General features: G+C 71.6%; 13 protein-coding genes. 5 read left to right on the top strand and 8 right to left on the bottom strand.

What is annotated here, in order from left to right; genetic code table 11:
* Positions 1 to 38: 38 nt before the first annotated feature.
* Positions 39 to 713: a Crp/Fnr family transcriptional regulator gene (locus ACGRHY_RS11910; RefSeq protein WP_093657459.1), complete on the bottom strand. Its 675-nt coding sequence runs from the start codon at positions 711 to 713 to the stop codon at positions 39 to 41.
* A 261-nt stretch (positions 714 to 974) separates the two neighbouring features.
* On the opposite strand from ACGRHY_RS11910, the gene nth reads away from it, so the two are divergent.
* Genes nth through ACGRHY_RS11895 form a run of 3 tightly spaced genes read left to right on the top strand, consistent with a single transcriptional unit; the run spans position 975 to position 3,770 of the window.
* On the top strand, positions 975 to 1,823 hold the full coding sequence (nth, locus tag ACGRHY_RS11905; protein ID WP_394635324.1) for an endonuclease III: 849 nt from the start codon (positions 975 to 977) through the stop codon (positions 1,821 to 1,823).
* Positions 1,824 to 1,834: 11 nt separating this feature from the next.
* Complete coding sequence (locus tag ACGRHY_RS11900) at positions 1,835 to 2,557, top strand: NUDIX hydrolase (RefSeq protein ID WP_394635323.1); 723 nt, start codon at positions 1,835 to 1,837, stop codon at positions 2,555 to 2,557.
* A 13-nt stretch (positions 2,558 to 2,570) separates the two neighbouring features.
* The gene (locus tag ACGRHY_RS11895) at positions 2,571 to 3,770 is read left to right on the top strand and encodes a MarP family serine protease (protein WP_394638020.1); all 1,200 of its coding nucleotides are present in this window, start codon (positions 2,571 to 2,573) and stop codon (positions 3,768 to 3,770) included.
* 171 nt (positions 3,771 to 3,941) lie between these two features.
* Here ACGRHY_RS11895 and ACGRHY_RS11890 read toward each other — a convergent pair whose 3' ends face one another.
* From ACGRHY_RS11890 to ACGRHY_RS11870, 5 genes are all read right to left on the bottom strand, one after another.
* The gene (locus ACGRHY_RS11890) at positions 3,942 to 4,136 is read right to left on the bottom strand and encodes a hypothetical protein (RefSeq protein ID WP_093657465.1); all 195 of its coding nucleotides are present in this window, start codon (positions 4,134 to 4,136) and stop codon (positions 3,942 to 3,944) included.
* Between the two features lie 82 nt (positions 4,137 to 4,218).
* Complete coding sequence (locus ACGRHY_RS11885; RefSeq protein WP_394638019.1) at positions 4,219 to 5,109, bottom strand: alpha/beta fold hydrolase; 891 nt, start codon at positions 5,107 to 5,109, stop codon at positions 4,219 to 4,221.
* 179 nt (positions 5,110 to 5,288) lie between these two features.
* Positions 5,289 to 5,771, bottom strand: coding sequence for a phage holin family protein (locus tag ACGRHY_RS11880; protein ID WP_394635322.1), 483 nt, complete (start codon positions 5,769 to 5,771; stop codon positions 5,289 to 5,291).
* Positions 5,772 to 5,961: 190 nt separating this feature from the next.
* On the bottom strand, positions 5,962 to 7,926 hold the full coding sequence (gene acs, locus ACGRHY_RS11875; protein ID WP_394635321.1) for an acetate--CoA ligase: 1,965 nt from the start codon (positions 7,924 to 7,926) through the stop codon (positions 5,962 to 5,964).
* A gap of 214 nt (positions 7,927 to 8,140) precedes the next feature.
* Positions 8,141 to 10,663, bottom strand: coding sequence for a bifunctional SulP family inorganic anion transporter/carbonic anhydrase (locus tag ACGRHY_RS11870; protein WP_394635320.1), 2,523 nt, complete (start codon positions 10,661 to 10,663; stop codon positions 8,141 to 8,143).
* Between the two features lie 262 nt (positions 10,664 to 10,925).
* Here ACGRHY_RS11870 and ACGRHY_RS11865 point away from each other — a divergent pair, with 262 nt between their 5' ends.
* Positions 10,926 to 12,176, top strand: coding sequence for a polysaccharide deacetylase family protein (locus tag ACGRHY_RS11865; RefSeq protein ID WP_394635319.1), 1,251 nt, complete (start codon positions 10,926 to 10,928; stop codon positions 12,174 to 12,176).
* Between the two features lie 127 nt (positions 12,177 to 12,303).
* On the opposite strand, the gene ACGRHY_RS11860 is transcribed toward ACGRHY_RS11865, so the two are convergent.
* Positions 12,304 to 13,305, bottom strand: coding sequence for an ATP-binding protein (locus ACGRHY_RS11860; RefSeq protein WP_394635318.1), 1,002 nt, complete (start codon positions 13,303 to 13,305; stop codon positions 12,304 to 12,306).
* A gap of 104 nt (positions 13,306 to 13,409) precedes the next feature.
* Between ACGRHY_RS11860 and ACGRHY_RS11855 the strand changes: the two genes are divergently transcribed.
* Positions 13,410 to 14,234 (top strand): Fic family protein, encoded by an 825-nt coding sequence (locus tag ACGRHY_RS11855; protein ID WP_394635317.1) that lies wholly within the window; start codon positions 13,410 to 13,412, stop codon positions 14,232 to 14,234.
* Between the two features lie 407 nt (positions 14,235 to 14,641).
* On the opposite strand, the gene ACGRHY_RS11850 is transcribed toward ACGRHY_RS11855, so the two are convergent.
* Positions 14,642 to 15,478 carry an HAD family hydrolase gene (locus ACGRHY_RS11850; protein ID WP_394635316.1) on the bottom strand — a complete coding sequence of 279 codons (837 nt, stop codon included), beginning with the start codon at positions 15,476 to 15,478 and terminating at the stop codon, positions 14,642 to 14,644.
* Positions 15,479 to 15,693: the final 215 nt, after the last annotated feature.

Raw genomic sequence — 15,693 nt, 5'->3', positions numbered from 1 at the left:
GGGCCGTGCCTCCGGGCCGCTTCCGCGGAGGCCGGGACTCAGCGCGAGCGCTTCGCCAGCCGCTCCACGTCCAGCAGGATGACCGCACGGGCCTCCAGCCGCAGCCAGCCCCGGCTGGCGAAGTCGGCCAGCGCCTTGTTGACGGTCTCGCGGGACGCGCCGACGAGCTGGGCCAGCTCCTCCTGGGTGAGGTCGTGCACCACGTGGATGCCCTCCTCGGACTGCACGCCGAAGCGGCGCGACAGGTCCAGCAGTGCCTTGGCGACGCGGCCGGGCACATCGGAGAAGACCAGGTCGGACATCGAGTCGTTGGTGCGGCGCAGACGCCGGGCGACGGCGCGCAGCAGCGCGGTGGCGACCTCGGGGCGGGCGTTCAGCCAGGGCTGGAGGTCGCCGTGGCCCAGGCCGAAGAGCTTGACCTCGGTCAGCGCCGTGGCCGTGGCCGTACGCGGGCCCGGGTCGAACAGGGACAGCTCGCCGATCAGCTCGCCGGGGCCGAGTACGGCCAGCATGTTCTCCCGGCCGTCCGGGGAGGTGCGGTGGAGCTTGACCTTGCCCTCGATCACGACGTAGAGCCGGTCCCCGGGGTCGCCCTCGTGGAACAGGGCCTCACCCCGCGCGAGCGTCGTCTCCGTCATGGAGGCACGCAGCTCGGCAGCCTGCTCGTCGTCAAGCGCCGCGAAGAGCGGGGCGCGCCGCAGAACGTCGTCCACGAGTTCTCTCCTTGTCCACGTGCCCACGGGTCTGTCGCCCCCATGATGCCGGACGGTGAAACAGTGCGATCAGTCACAAGTTTGACGCACCCGGCGTCCGGCGCGTGCGCCAGGGGTCCGATTGGGCCCCGAATCGGCGGTGAGCGGGGCGGATGTCGGCGCTCCCCCGTACGCTGGCCGGGTGTCCAACACGCCGGTGAGACCGGACGGAAAGGGGGCGTGCGGGTGACGGTGTCCCGTGGCTCATCCCAGGATTCCGCCGTGGGCGAACAAGTGCCCGCCGAACGGGTGACGGAGGCGAAGCCGCCGAGAGCGGCCGGGGGAGGAAAGAGGAAGGCGGGGAGCAAGCCGGAGACACGGCTGGCCATGGTCCGCCGCGCCCGGCGTATCAACCGCGAACTGGCCGAGGTGTACTACTACGCTCACCCCGAGCTGGACTTCGAGAACCCCTTCCAGTTGCTGGTCGCCACCGTCCTCTCCGCCCAGACCACCGATCTGCGGGTCAACCAGACCACTCCCGCCCTCTTCGCCGCCTACCCCACACCGGAGGAGATGGCCGCGGCCGATCCCGAACGGCTGGAGGAGCTGATCCGGCCCACCGGGTTCTTCCGCAACAAGGCAAGGTCACTGCTGGGACTCTCCGCGGCCCTGCGCGACCGTTTCGGCGGCGAGGTGCCGGACAGTCTTGAGGACATGGTCTCCCTGCCCGGTGTCGGTCGTAAGACGGCACACGTGGTGCTGGGGAACGCCTTCGGCAGGCCGGGCCTGACCGTGGACACCCACTTCGGGCGGCTGGTGCGCCGCTGGCGGCTGACGGAGCAGACCGACCCGGAGAAGGTCGAGGCCGAGATCGCCGGGATCATCCCCAAGAGCGAGTGGACGATGTTCTCGCACCGGGTCGTCTTCCACGGCCGCCGCGTCTGCCACTCCCGCAAGCCCGCCTGCGGCGCCTGCCCGATCACGCACCTGTGCCCCTCGTACGGCGAGGGCGAGACGGACCCGGAGAAGGCGAAGAAACTGCTGAAGTACGAGATGGGAGGCCTGCCCGGCCAGCGGCTCAAGCCCCCCGCGGACTACCCCGGGCAGCCGGCGCCGCCGCTGGGCGCCTGAGCGGAGCGCGGATGAGAGAAGCACAGGAGAGGCACCGGAGTTCCGCTGCCGGCCCGGTGGCCGTCACCGACCGGGGGCTGCCGGACTGGCTGCGCCCGGTGGCCGACGTGGCGTCGACGGTGCGGGCGCGACAGCTCAGCCGCTTCCTGCCGCCCAGCGACGGGGGCGGACGGCAGTCCGCGGTCCTGGTGCTCTTCGGCGAGGGCGCCGGGAGCGGAACGGGTGCCGGGCCGGAACTGCTGCTGATGGAGCGGTCCTCCAGTCTCCGCTCGCACGCCGGGCAGCCGTCCTTCCCCGGCGGAGCCCTCGACCCGGAGGACGGCGATCCCGAGGGCGACGGGCCGCTGCGCGCCGCGCTGCGGGAGGCGGAGGAGGAGACCGGGCTCGACCCGTGCGGGGTGCAGGTCTTCGGGCGGCTGCCGCGCGTCTACATCCCGGTGAGCGGATTCGTCGTCACGCCCGTACTGGGGTGGTGGAGGGAGCCGAGCCCGGTGGCGCCGGTGGACCCGGCCGAGACGGCCCGGGTCTTCACCACGCCCGTGGCCGACCTTGCCGATCCGGCGAACCGCGCCACGGCCAGACACCCCAGCGGCTACCGCGGTCCGTGCTTCCTCGTCAGCGACGCGCTGGTGTGGGGCTTCACGGCCGGGATCATCGACCGGATCCTGCACTTCGCCGGATGGGAGCGGCCGTGGGACACCGACCGCAGCGTCCCTCTCGACTGGCACGCATGAGACGGTGGGCGACGTGAACGTGCTGGACGTACTGCTGCTGCTCTCCGCCGTCTGGTTCGCGGTCGTGGGCTACCGCCAGGGTTTCGTGGTCGGTGTGCTGTCGGTCGCCGGTTTCCTCGGGGGCGGGCTCGCCGCGGTCCATCTGCTGCCGCTCGTCTGGAACGAGTTCACCGACGGCGCGTCGCCGGGGACGGCGGGTGCGATCGTGGCCGTGGCGGTGGTGATCGTGTGCGCTTCGGTCGGCCAGGCGTTCACCACCCATCTGGGCAACCGGCTGCGCCGGCACATCACCTGGTCGCCTGCCCGGGTTCTGGACGCCTCCGGCGGCGCCCTGGTGAACGTCGTGGCCATGCTGCTGGTCGCCTGGCTGATCGGTTCGCTGCTGGCGTCCACGGCCGTGCCCGTCGTCGCCCGGGAGGTCCGCGGCTCCGCGGTGCTGCACGGGGTCTCCCGGGCGCTGCCGGACAGCGCCGACACCTGGTTCACCGACTTCACCTCGGTGCTCGCGCGGAACGGCTTCCCGCAGGTCTTCTCGCCGTTCGCCAACGAGCCGATCACCTCGGTGGAGCCGCCGGACCCGGCTCTGGCCGACAGCCCGGCCGTGGCCCGCGCCAAGCGGTCCATCGTCAAGGTCCTGGGTACCGCGCAGAGCTGCGGCAAGGTGCTGGAGGGCACCGGCTTCGTCTTCGACCGCGGCCGGGTGATGACCAACGCGCACGTGGTCGGCGGCGTCGACGAACCGACCGTGCAGGTCGGTGGCGAGGGCAGGCTCCACGACGCCACGGTCGTCCTCTACGACTGGGAGCGCGACATCGCCGTACTCGACGTGCCGTCACTCCGGGCGCCGGCGCTGCGGTTCGTGGAGGACGACGCGGAGACCGGCGACGACGCGATCGTCGCGGGCTTCCCGGAGAACGGCGGGTTCGACGTCCGCTCCGCGCGGGTACGCGGCCGTATCCAGGCGACCGGCCCGGACATCTACCACCGGGGCACGGTGCGCCGCGACGTCTACTCCCTGCACGCCATGGTCCGGCAGGGCAACTCCGGCGGCCCGCTGCTGACGCCCGACGGCAGGGTCTACGGCGTCATCTTCGCCAAGTCCCTGGAGGACGACAGCACCGGCTACGCGCTCACCAACGACGAGATCCGCCAGGACATCCTGCAGGGGCGGGCCTCCCGGGGGCCGGTGGACAGCCAGGGATGCGCGATGTGAGGACCGGTTTCCGCCCGGCCCCGGGTCGCCTCCGGCCCCGCCCTGCCACGCCCCGGCCGCCCGGGACATCGGTCCCGCCACGCGCCACCACCCGCCACGGCTTCGGCGGCCGGACGGCGGCAGCGGACCGGCGGAGAGCCGGACGGCGCGGCGGATGCGCGGTGGGCGGCGTCAGCCGCGCGTATGGCGCAGCCGCGCGCCGACCCAGCGGGCACGGCGGCGCAGGATGTGGGGGATGCCGAGCTGGGGATCGCGGAGATCGCCGAGATCGCGGTGGTCCCGCGCGGAGCGCGGGGGCGAGCCCTGCGCGCTGCTCTGTTCCCGGATGTCGCGTGACACGTCACGGTAGTCGTGCGTCCAACCCATACCCCGGACTCTGCCCGTGCCCCAAGGTCGGTAATCGCCCAATGGTCCGTCAATTGGCCTATGCGGGCGTCACGTGCTCTTATCATCGGTCCGGTTCGGGGTCTTTCAGCCAGGCGACCAGCTCGCCCGTGAACGCCTTCGGGTCCTCCTCGTGGGGGAAGTGGCCAAGCCCGTCGAACAGCCGCCAGCGGTACGGGGCCTCCACGTACTCGCCCGAGCCCGCCGCGCTGCGGGTACGCATCACCGGGTCGAGCGAACCGTGCAGGTGGAGGGTGGGGACACGGACCGGCCGCTTCATACGGCGGTTGAACTGGACCCCGTCCAGGCGTGCCAGCGAGCGGACCATCCACCTGTACGGCTCGATCGAGCAGTGCGCGGTGGAGGGCACGCACATCGCCCGCCGGTAGACCTCGATCGCGTCGTCCTCCGGCAGCCGGGGCCCGGACCACTCCCGCAGCAGGCGGCCGACCAGCGCCCCGCCGTCCGCCACCAGCCGCCGCTCGGGGACCCAGGGGCTCTGGAAGCCCCACACGTAGGCCCCGGCCGCCGTCTGCCGCAGATCGCCCAGCATGGCCGCGCGCCAGCGGCGCGGGTGCGGCATCGAGGCCACGGCCAGGCGCCGGACCAGCTTTGGGCGCATCACCGCCGCCGTCCACGCCAGGTAACCGCCCAGGTCATGGCCGACGAGAGCGGCGTCGGGCTCGCCCAGGGAGCGGATCACGCCGGTGACATCGAGCGCGAGGTTGGCCGGGTCGTAGCCGCGGGGGGTGCGATCGCTGCCGCCCACGCCCCTCAGGTCCATCGCGACCGCGCGGTAACCCGCCTCGGCGAGGGCGGGCAACTGGTGCCGCCAGGCCCACCAGAACTGCGGAAAGCCGTGCAGCAGCAGTACCAGCGGACCCTCGCCCATCTCGGCGATGTGGAAGCGCGCACCGTTGGCGGCGATGTCCCGGTGTGTCCAGGGACCGTCCATCCGGATGGCGGAGGAGGAGGCGCCGGAGTGGTTCACGCCTGTCGCACCCGTCGTTGCCGTACCTGTTGGCGTCCTGCCTGCCGTGTCGCTCATCTCCGCCGTGTTCGCCGTGCCTGCCGTGCCCGTGTTGCCCGCACCGTCCGTGCTGTCCACGCTGTCCGTGCTGTCCGTGCTGTCCGTCATGCGGAAGAGCGTGTCACGTGCTCGATGGCCACCGGCTCCGCCTCGACGGCCCTGGGCTCCGTTCGCGCGCCCGGAACGGCTCGGGGGTGGGGCTTGACGCCCGACAGCACGGCCGCCGACTGCTTGGCCGAGGCGATCGAGCGCTTGGGCGGCTTGACCTTGGACAGCTTGGCCTTGGCCAGCAGCAGGAGCACGAGCGCGACCAGCAGGTACACGCCCCCCACGGTGGTGAACGACCAGGCGAGCCCGAGCCCCAGGTTGTGGATGCCGTAGGCCGCGGCGAAGCTGAAGACCGGCAGTGAGAAGAGCGCGAGGATGCCCGCGGCGACGGCCGCGCCGCTGCCGATCGCGCCGCGCTTGACGTCCTGCCGCAGCTCGGCCTTGGCCAGCGCGATCTCCTCGTGGACCAGTGCGGACAGTTCGGTCGTCGCCGAGGCGACCAGCTGACCGATGCTGCGGCCGTCGTCGGCTGGGCTCATCTCATGCTTCCTCTCGTCGTGGCGGTCGATGGCTCTGCACCAGGGTCTGCATCATGCCGGACCGCGGTGCCCGCCGTCGCACACGGTGTCGGCGAGCCGCCTGCGCGTGCGGGCGTCCGCAGCGGACAGGGGCGCCCGGCCGCCGCACACGCGGTGGCCGGGCGCCCCTGTGGAAGGGGCTGGTGCCGGATCAGTCCTCGCCGGAGGCGGCGCCGGGCAGCTTGGACTGGATGAGGGTCATCACTGTGGAGTCGGTGAGTGTGGTGACGTCCCCCAGGTCCCGGTTCTCGGCGACATCGCGCAGCAGCCGGCGCATGATCTTGCCCGATCGGGTCTTGGGCAGCTCCTCGACCGGAAGGATGCGCTTGGGCTTGGCGATCGGGCCGAGGTGCTTGGCCACGTGTCCGCGCAGTTCCTCCACCAGCCCCTCGTCCTCGGCGGCGTTGCCGCGCAGGATGACGAAGGCGCAGATGGCCTGGGTGGTCTGCGGGTCGGTGGCGCCGACGACCGCCGCCTCGGCGACCTTCGGGTGCGAGACGAGGGCGGACTCGACCTCGGTGGTGGAGATGTTGTGGCCGGAGACCAGCATCACGTCGTCCACCCGGCCCAGCAGCCAGATGTCGCCGTCCTCGTCCTTCTTGGCGCCGTCGCCCGCGAAGTAGCGGTCCTGGAAGCGCGACCAGTAGGTGTCCAGGTACCGCTGGTCGTCGCCCCAGATCGTCCGGAGCATCGACGGCCACGGCTCGGTCAGGACGAGGTAGCCGCCGGAGCCGTCGGGCACCTCTTTGGCCTCGTCGTCCACGACCGTGGCGGAGATGCCGGGCAGCGGCACCTGTGCCGAGCCGGGCTTGGCCTCGGTGACGCCCGGCAGCGGGCTGACCATGATGGCGCCGGTCTCGGTCTGCCACCAGGTGTCCACCACCGGGGTGCGGTCGCCACCGATGTTGTGGCGGTACCAGACCCAGGCCTCGGGGTTGATCGGCTCACCGACCGAACCCAGCACCCGCAGCGAGGACAGGTCGAACTTCGCCGGGATGTCGTCGCCCCACTTCATGCAGGTGCGGATGGCGGTCGGGGCGGTGTAGAGGATCGTGACCCTGTACTTCTCGACGATCTCCCACCAGCGGCCCTTGTGCGGGGTGTCGGGAGTGCCCTCGTAGATCACCTGGGTGGCGCCGTTGGCCAGCGGACCGTAGACGATGTACGAGTGGCCGGTGACCCAGCCGACGTCGGCGGTGCACCAGTAGACGTCCGTCTCCGGCTTGAGGTCGAAGACGGCGTGGTGGGTGTAGGCCGTCTGGGTGAGGTAGCCGCCGGAGGTGTGGAGGATGCCCTTGGGCTTGCCCGTGGTGCCGGAGGTGTAGAGGATGAACAGCGGGTGCTCGGCATCGAAGGCCTGTGGTGTGTGCTCCTCGGACTGGCGGTCCACCAGCTCGTGCCACCACACGTCCCGGCCCTCGGTCCAGGCCGTCTCCTCGCCGGTGCGGCGGACGACCAGGACGTTGCGTACGTTCTCGGTGCCCGGCTGGGTCAGGGCCTCATCGACGGCGGGCTTCAGGGCGCTGGGCTTGCCGCGCCGGTAACCGCCGTCGGCGGTGATGACGACGCGGGCGTCGGCGTCCTGGATGCGGGTGGCCAGGGCGTCGGAGGAGAAGCCGCCGAAGACCAGGGAGTGGGGGGCGCCGATGCGGGCGCAGGCCAGCATCGCCACGACCGTCTCGGGGATCATGGGCATGTAGATCGCGACCCGGTCGCCGGTCTGCACGCCCAGTTCGATCAGGGCGTTGGCGGCCTTGGAGACCTCGCGCCGGAGGTCGGCGTAGGTGATCGCGCGGGTGTCGCCCGGCTCGCCCTCGAAGTGGATGGCGACCCGGTCGCCCAGGCCTGCCTCGACATGGCGGTCTACGCAGTTGTGGGCCACGTTGAGCCGGCCGTCCTCGAACCACTTGGCGAAGGGCGGGTCGGACCAGTCCAGGGTCTCGGTCGGCTCGGTCTCCCAGTTCAGTCGGCGGGCCTGCTCGGCCCAGAAGCCCAGCCGGTCCGCTTTCGCCCGTTCGTACGCCTCCGCGGTGACGTTGGCGTTCGCTGCCAGCTCGGCGGGCGGCGCGAACCTCCGTTCCTCCTTGAGCAGGTTGGCCAGGCTTTCGTTGCTCACGACATCTCCCTTTCCCAGGGTGTCTGGTGTGTCCCGCGTCATAGCAGACCAGCCCTTGTCGCCCTCTGACAAGGGTTGTCCGTCAAGTGGTGTAGACCTCTTGCGCTCAGGGGTCGATGCCTGTCGGTGAGCGGCCGACGAGCGGTCGAACGGCTTGTTTCCGCGATCCTCGCTCCGCTGTCGGCCGCCGTCCCCCCGCTGCGCGCGGGACTGCTCAGACGACCGCCGCGCCGGGTCGCACGGGAGTGAAGGCCGCCCCCCCGCCTCCGTCCCCGTCGCCCGGACCGTCCAGTACGTACGCCTGTGCCTCGCCGACGTGGAAGTACATTCCGTGCAGCTCCAGCGCCCCCTCGGACAGCCGCCGGGCCACACACGGATGGGCCCGAAGATGGTCGAGCTGCTGCACCACGTTGGCCAGGCAGAGCGCCTCCAGCGCTTCGGCCTCACAGGGCTCCGCCCCCGGGGTGCGGGCGATCCGGGGGATGGCGGTCCACCGGCCGGGATGCGGTGGGCCGGGGTGCGGCGCGGAGCCGCGCCGTGCGGCCAGCCGTTCCAGGCTGGGCCTGCCATGGGTCAGCCAGCGGCCCAGCGGGGTGCCGGGGGAGAGGGCGCCGCCGTCCGGTCCGGAGTCGTGCAGCGCCTGCATCGCGCCGCATCCCGAGTGCCCGCAGACGGTGATCGACTCCACGCGCAGTACCTCGACGGCGTACTCGATCGCCGCTGCCACCGAGTCGTCGCTCGCCTCGGAGCCGGGTGGCGGTACCAGATTGCCCACGTTGCGCACGGTGAAGAGGTCTCCCGGGCCGCTGGAGGTGATCATGCTGGTGACCAGCCGGGAGTCGGCGCAGGTGATGAAGAGTTGCGAGGGGTGCTGCCCCTCCCGTGCCAGTCTGGCCAGCTCCTCGCGGACCAGGGGTGCGGTGGTGCGCTGGAAGTTGCTCAGCCCGCCCAGGAGCTGGCTGCCGACCGGAACTCCGCCGGAGCCTTTGCCGGGGTGCGGCCGGGTGCACTGGTGGTTGCGCCAGGGCTTCCAGGGAGTACAGCCGTGCGAGGCGGACGGCTCCTGCACACAGGGCGCGGAGCGGCCGGTGATCTCCACGCTGCCACCGTGCGCCGTGTGGGAGGTCTCCCAGTCCCGCAGGGTCTCGTACGCCGCGTGGTCCATGAAGGAGCCGCCCAGCTCCACCACCACCCGGCTCCCCTCGGGTACCTGGCCCAGCGTCCGGCTGAGCCGCGGCACCGCGAGGAACGTGAGCTGGCCGCGCACCCGTACCCGGTGGACGCTTCCGGACACGTCCGGCCCGCTCCCCTCGGCGGTCTCGCAGACGATCCGGGTGCGGGCCAGCCGGTGCAGGGCGAGGGCGAGGGCGACCGCGACGCCGATCCCCACCCCTTCCAGCACGCCGAGCAGCACCACGCCCGCCGTCGTCGCGGCGTACACCAGCACCTCGCGGTGCCGGGTGACGCTGCGGATATGGACGATCTTGACCATCTGGACGCCGACCACCATCACCAGTGCGGCGAGGACGGCCAGTGGAATCAGCTCCAGCAGGCCGACCAGCAGACCGGACGCCAGGATCACCCACACCCCGTGGAGGATGGCGGAATTGCGGCTGACCGCGCCGGCCTCCACGTTCGCCGTGGTGCGCACCGCGACGCCGGTGACCGGCAGACCGCCCAGGGCTCCGGAGACCACGTTGGCCAGGCCCTGACCGCGCAGCTCCCTGTCCAGGTCCGCACGCGGGACCCGTACACCCGACAGATGGTCCGGGAGGGTGCGGGCGGCGGTCATCTTGTCGGCGGCCATCGCCGACAGCAGCGAGGCCACACTGGCCACCAGGGTGACGGTGAGCACGGCGGCGAGCAGCCCCGGCACCGGGCCCCCGGGCGGCGAGGGCAGGGCGTGGCTGTGCCAGGACGGCAGGTCCACACGCGGCAGCCGCAGACCGGCCAGCGAGGACATGGCGGTCGCCAGCGCCACCGCGGCCAGCGCCGAGGGGAGGACCCGGCGCGTCAGCTCGCCCGCCCGGCCGCGCAGCCGCGGCCACAGCAGGACGACCGCCACCGTGACGCCACCGGCCGTCAGGGCGGCGGGCTGCGGGTCGGCCAGCTGGCCGGGCAGAGCGAGCACGTTGGCGACGGCGGAACTCTCCGGACTGCCGCCGAGCACGATGTGCAGCTGGGCGAGGGCGATCGTCACGCCGATGCCCGAGACCATGCCGTGCACGATCGCCGGACTGACCATCAGCGCGGAGCGGGCCGTGCGCAGTGCGGACAGGCCGAGCTGGGCGAGTCCGGCGAGGACGGTGATGGCACAGGTGGCACGCCAGCCGTACCGCTGGATCAGTTCGGCGACGACCACCGTCAGACCTGCGGCCGGACCACTGACCTGGAGAGGCGCGCCACCGAACCGCCCGGCGACGATGCCGCCGACCGCCGCGGCCACCAGGCCGGCCTGGAGGGGCGCCCCGGTGGCCAGGGCGATGCCCAGGGAGAGCGGCAGGGCGACGAGGAAGACCGCCACGGAGGCCGTCAGGTCGGCGGCGCGGGCGCCTTTCGGACTGCTTCCGCGCAGGGAGCGGTGCAGACGGTCTCTCGGGCGGAGGCGGGAGGAGGGCGCTGGGGCGGCGGACCGGCCGGTGGGGTCGTCGGGCCCGGTGAGGGCGCCGCCGTAGGGACCTTCGGAGGGACTTTCGGAGGGACTTTCGGGGGGACGTGGAGTGGCGCAGGCGGACATATCCGTCTCCGTCGCGAGATTCGGTCACGATGTGTATGTATTTGACTACACAAAGTTTCGGTAAACGAATCGTAATGTCGCCCGGAGGGCCAAGAAAGAAGGTCAGGGCAATCGGGCTCACTGTTCACACCCGAGGGTGAATAAGTCATAGGAACCGCTCTCCTCGCTTGCGCCTCTCACAGTGCGTGTGAGGTTGGTCGCAGGCCGGACGCACCGGCCGGAAGAGTACGGAATCGACGACGGAAGCGATGAGGTGGAGAGCATGGGAGTCGCACGGAGGCTGACCAGAGGTGTTGCGGGAGCGTCTGTACTGGTCGTGCTGGCGGTCGGTTGCTCGAGTTCGTCCCCGAGCGTGTCGAAGGACGAGGGGCATGCGAACAAGGACGGGCGGAAGGGGAAGCCCGAGGGCAGGGTCAAGCTCATAGGTGACGGCTCCACCGCCTACATAGGCGCCCAGCCGAACCAGCCCGAGTTCGGGCGTCTGGAGCCCGGCGACAAGCCTCCGCAGTTCGTCGTCTTCTCCTGGGACGGCGCGGGGGAGGACAGCAAGAAGCTCTTCTCGCACTTCCGCGGGGTGGGAAGGAAGTACGACGCGCACATGACGTACTTCCTCAGCGGCGTGTACGTACTGCCCGAGAAGGAGGCCCACCGCTATGAGCCCCCCGGCCGCAGCCGCGGCGCCTCGGACATCGGCTACCTCAAGGACGAGAACATACGGGCCACGCTGGAGCAGCTCCGCGGCGCCTGGCTCGAGGGGAACGAGATAGGCACCCACTTCAACGGCCACTTCTGCGGGGCGAACGGCGTCGGCGGCTGGACGCCCGAGCAGTGGAAGAGCGAGATCGAACAGGCCAAGTGGTTCGTGAAGAACTGGAAGACCACCACCGGCTGGAAGGACCTGGAGCCCCTCCCCTTCGACTACGACCGGGAACTGGTCGGCGGACGCACCCCCTGTCTGGAGGGCCGCGAGAATCTGCTCCCCGCCGCGAAGGAGATGGGCTTCCGCTACGACTCCTCCGGCAACGGCACCCAGGTCTGGCCCGACAAGGAGGGCGGCCTGTGGGACCTGCCGCTCCAGCAGGTGCCCATGCCCGGGCGTTCCTTCGAGACGCTCGCGATGGACTACAACTTCCTGGCCAACCAGTCGGGGACGGTCAACGGCGATCCGGCGCAGCGCGAGGCATGGGGGCGCCAGATGCGCGACGGTCTGCTGGAGGGTTTCGACCGCGCGTATGACGGCAACCGCGCGCCGCTGATCATCGGCAACCACTTCGAGGGCTGGAACGGCGGCGTCTACATGAAGGCCGTCGAGGACGTCATCAGGAAGGTGTGCCCCATGGCCGACGTGCACTGCGTCTCCTTCAGGCAACTCGTCGACTGGCTCGACGCCCAGAACCCGCGGATCCTGGAGAGGCTCCGCACCCTCGGGGTGGGGCAGGCGCCCGAGGACGGCTGGAAGAGGTTCCTGACCGCTCCCTCGACGGCGGCCTCCTCCCGGTCCTCCGGCGCGTAGGCCCCCCGGGCTCCCGGCGCCGGTCTCTCCGGTCCCGGCGGTCCTGTACACGCGGTGCGGTCGGCGCGCCCGGTGCGTCGGGCGCGCCGACCGGGGCCGGGGCCGGAGAGATGGGAGGGGAGCCGGCTCAGACGGCCCGGGAGGCCGGGGCCGGCTCCTCGCGGAGCACGAAGGCGGGATCCACCTGGGCCGCAAGATCGGCGCCCGTCTTCGCGTTGCCCCAGCTCTCCGCGTTCTTCAGGTGGAAGTGCACCATCTGCCGGGTGTAGCGCTCCCAGTCGCGCAGCCCGTACGACGCGTCCGCCGTCTCCCGCATCATGCGCAGCGCCTTGTGGTTCGCGTCCTCCAGTTCGGAGAAGGGCCGGACACGGCCCTTCTCCATCGCGCGCACCCAGTCGGAGTGCCCGACGGTGACCAGCAGGTCGTCCCCGGCCTCCGAGTGCAGGAAGTCCAGGTCGTCCTGGCACTGCACCTTGTTGCCCACCACGCGCAGCTGGACGTCGTAGTCCCGGGCGTGCTCCTTGTACTGCCGGTAGACCGCCATGCCCTTGCGGGTCGGCTCGGCCACCAGGAACGTCATGTCGAAGCGCGTGAACATCCCGGAGGCGAAGGAGTCCGAGCCCGCCGTCATGTCGGTGACCACGAACTCCCCGCGCCCGTCGACCAGGTGGTTCAGATACAGCTCGACGGCGCCGACCTTGGAGTGGTAGCAGGCCACGCCCAGGTCCGCCTCGGTGAAGGGGCCGGTCGCCAGCAGCCGTACGTCGCCGCCGTCGGGGACGCCGCCGGGCCGGACGCGGCGGGCGCAGGCGTCGTACACGGGGTTGTCCTCGGTGATCCGCAGCAGCCGGGACCCCTCGCCGGGCGGAGTCGTCTTGATCATCGTCCCGGCCGAGGCGATCCGGGGGTTGGCGCCGCGCAGGTACTCCTTGATCAGCGGCAGATGGGCGCCCATCGCGGGCAGGGCCGCCGCCGCCTCCTCGTCCAGGCCCAGCGCGACGCCCAGGTGCTGGTTGATGTCGGCGTCCACGGCGACGACGGGGAGGTGCTGGGCGGCGAGGTGACGGACGAACAGCGAGGACAGCGTCGTCTTGCCGCTGCCACCCTTTCCCACGAAAGCGATTTTCATGGTCGGAAGCGTAATGGGGCACCCACGGTACGGGAGGGGACCGCGTGAAGAAGACCACTCGATCGTGGGGCGTCCACGCCGTCGGGGATGCGTAGGGTCTAGGCATGTCTACGACTGCTGATCCCCTCGCCGCGCTGGGCGCGCTGCCCGGCGTCGCCGACTCCGTCGAATCGGTGCGCAAGGCCGTGGACCGGGTGTACGGGCACCGGGTGATGCGGCGCCGCAGCAGCGAGGTCACCGCCGAGGCGGTGCTGCGGGGCGCCCGCGCCTCGGCGGCGCTCGGCGGCGCCGACTGGCCGCTGGAGGAGGTGCGGCGCCGCAGCGACTTCGGCGCGGACGCCGAGGCGCTTACGGTCGGCGCGGCCCTGCGGGCGACGGCGGAGGCAGGCCAACTGCTGGACGTGTGGCGGCAGTCGCCCCTGCGGGTGCTGGCCAGGCTTCATCTGGTGGCGGCGGGTGGCGAGGCGGGAGGCGCCCGGGTGGGCCGGCCGCGACTGGCGGGCGAACCGGTGGAGGAGGCGCTGGTGTCCGGGCTGGTGCTGCCGGACGCCGCCGAGGTCTCGGCCCGGCTGGACGCCCTGGCACAACTCGTCGTCGCGGGCACCTCCGCACCCGCACTGGTGGTGGCGGCGGTGGTGCACGGCGAGCTGATGGCCCTGCGGCCCTTCGGCACGTACAACGGCCTGGTCGCCCGGGCGGCCGAGCGGATCGTGCTGATCGGCGGCGGCCTGGATCCGAAGTCCGTCTGTCCCCCGGAGGTCGGCCACGCCGAGCAGGGTGCCGACGCCTATGTCGAGGCGCTGGAGGGGTACGTCTCCGGCACCCCGGAGGGGGTGGTGGAGTGGATCGGCCACTGCGGCCGGGCGGTGGGACTGGGCGCACGGGAGAGCACGGCGGTCTGCGAGGCCCTCCAGCGCGGGGCGGCCTGACGCCGGGAAGCCCGGCGGGGGTGGGGAGGCGTCACCGGAGGCCCCTGCGCACAGTGATGCGGCGGCACCGGCGCGAGGTCGGTGTCGCCGCTGGCACGTCCGCCGGGGTACCAGGCGTGCACGGTATGGCCGTCATCAGGGGGGACTTCGCCCGACCCTGGTGCGGCCGGCCCTATCGCGGGTCTGCTGCGCGTGGGTTCCCGGCTTCCATGCTCGGTCCGTGGGGCCTTCGTCCGCGCCGACCCTCCCTTTCGGGTGGGATCGACCAGGTCTCGCGGGCCGTTGACTCTTTTGTACCCCACCGGGGGACGAAGTGGAACCTCTCGCCGCAGAGCTTTGCTTTCCCGTTCAAGCGTCCCACACGGGCCCATAGAGGGACATGGGGTCCGGCCGGAGGGCGGCGGTGCTCACGCGGTGTGGAGGCGGGCGCGCCGCCGGTTCGCGTACCAGACCAGGCCGGCGGTGGCCGCCGCCGCGCCCACCGCCACCGCGGCGGCCAGTGCGGGGCGCTGGGGCATGGTGAGGGAGGGCACCCGCTGCTTGAGGCGGACCGGGCGCTGGAAGGTGAGGATCGGCCAGTCCCGGGCCGCCGCCTCCCGGCGCAGGGCCCGGTCGGGGTTGACGGCATGCGGGTGGCCGACCGCCTCCAGCATGGGGATGTCGGTGGCCGAGTCGCTGTAGGCGTAGCAGCGCGAGAGGTCGTACCCCTCGGACCCCGCCAGTTCGCGCACGGCCTCCGCCTTGGTCGGACCGTACGCGTAGTACTCGATCTCGCCGGTGAAGCACCCGTCCTCGACGACCATGCGTGTCGCCACGACGCGGTCCGCGCCTATCAGTTCACCGATCGGCTCGACCACCTCCGTGCCGGAGGTACTCACGATCACGACGTCGCGCCCGGCGAGGTGGTGCTCCTCGATGAGGGAGGCGGCCTCGTCGTAGATGATCGGGTCGATGAGCTCGTGGATGGTCTCGGCGATGATCTCCCTGACCTGCTGGACGTTCCAGCCGCGGCACATCGCGGACAGATGGGCGCGCATCCGTTCCATCTGGGCGTGGTCGGCGCCTCCGGCGAGGAACACGAACTGCGTGTACGCGGTGCGCAGTGCGGCGCGCCGATTGATCAGCCCGCCATGGTAGAAGGACTTGCCGAAGGTGAGCGCGCTCGACTTCGCGATGACCGTCTTGTCCAGGTCGAAGAAGGCAGCGGTGCGCGGCAGTGAGTGGTTTTCCACGAGGTTGAGCATATGCGCCCACCATTCGGCGTAAGGTGGGGCGCGTGGGTTTGCCTGAGAAGGCTCTCGGGTACACCATGGAAGTCACGGATCGTTCGCGACCGTGCTACCCCGGTCCGGCTCCTCCCCCCCCGAGTCGGCCGTGGAGACGACCCCCGCTCTCCCCCCCGGCGGGGGTCGTCGCATGTCCGGGCGCGTTTTTGCGTCGCCGGACCCTCTTCCTCCCC

Origin of the sequence: Streptomyces shinuiensis (assembly GCF_043660855.1) — a bacterium.
GTDB lineage: Bacteria > Actinomycetota > Actinomycetes > Streptomycetales > Streptomycetaceae > Streptomyces.
Note: the sequence above shows the minus strand (reverse complement) of the source record. Positions and strands in the feature narration are given on the sequence as shown.

What these genes read in the sequence shown, in the direction of transcription:
- ACGRHY_RS11900 (WP_394635323.1), top strand. Translation starts at nt 1,835, where the DNA reads ATGAGAGAAGCACAGGAGAGGCACCGGAGTTCCGCTGCCGGCCCGGTG.
- ACGRHY_RS11890 (WP_093657465.1), bottom strand. Translation starts at nt 4,136, where the DNA reads ATGGGTTGGACGCACGACTACCGTGACGTGTCACGCGACATCCGGGAA.
- ACGRHY_RS11885 (WP_394638019.1), bottom strand. Translation starts at nt 5,109, where the DNA reads ATGGACGGTCCCTGGACACACCGGGACATCGCCGCCAACGGTGCGCGC.
- ACGRHY_RS11880 (WP_394635322.1), bottom strand. Translation starts at nt 5,771, where the DNA reads ATGAGCCCAGCCGACGACGGCCGCAGCATCGGTCAGCTGGTCGCCTCG.
- ACGRHY_RS11870 (WP_394635320.1), bottom strand. Translation starts at nt 10,663, where the DNA reads ATGTCCGCCTGCGCCACTCCACGTCCCCCCGAAAGTCCCTCCGAAAGT.
- ACGRHY_RS11865 (WP_394635319.1), top strand. Translation starts at nt 10,926, where the DNA reads ATGGGAGTCGCACGGAGGCTGACCAGAGGTGTTGCGGGAGCGTCTGTA.
- ACGRHY_RS11860 (WP_394635318.1), bottom strand. Translation starts at nt 13,305, where the DNA reads ATGAAAATCGCTTTCGTGGGAAAGGGTGGCAGCGGCAAGACGACGCTG.
- ACGRHY_RS11855 (WP_394635317.1), top strand. Translation starts at nt 13,410, where the DNA reads ATGTCTACGACTGCTGATCCCCTCGCCGCGCTGGGCGCGCTGCCCGGC.
- ACGRHY_RS11850 (WP_394635316.1), bottom strand. Translation starts at nt 15,478, where the DNA reads ATGCTCAACCTCGTGGAAAACCACTCACTGCCGCGCACCGCTGCCTTC.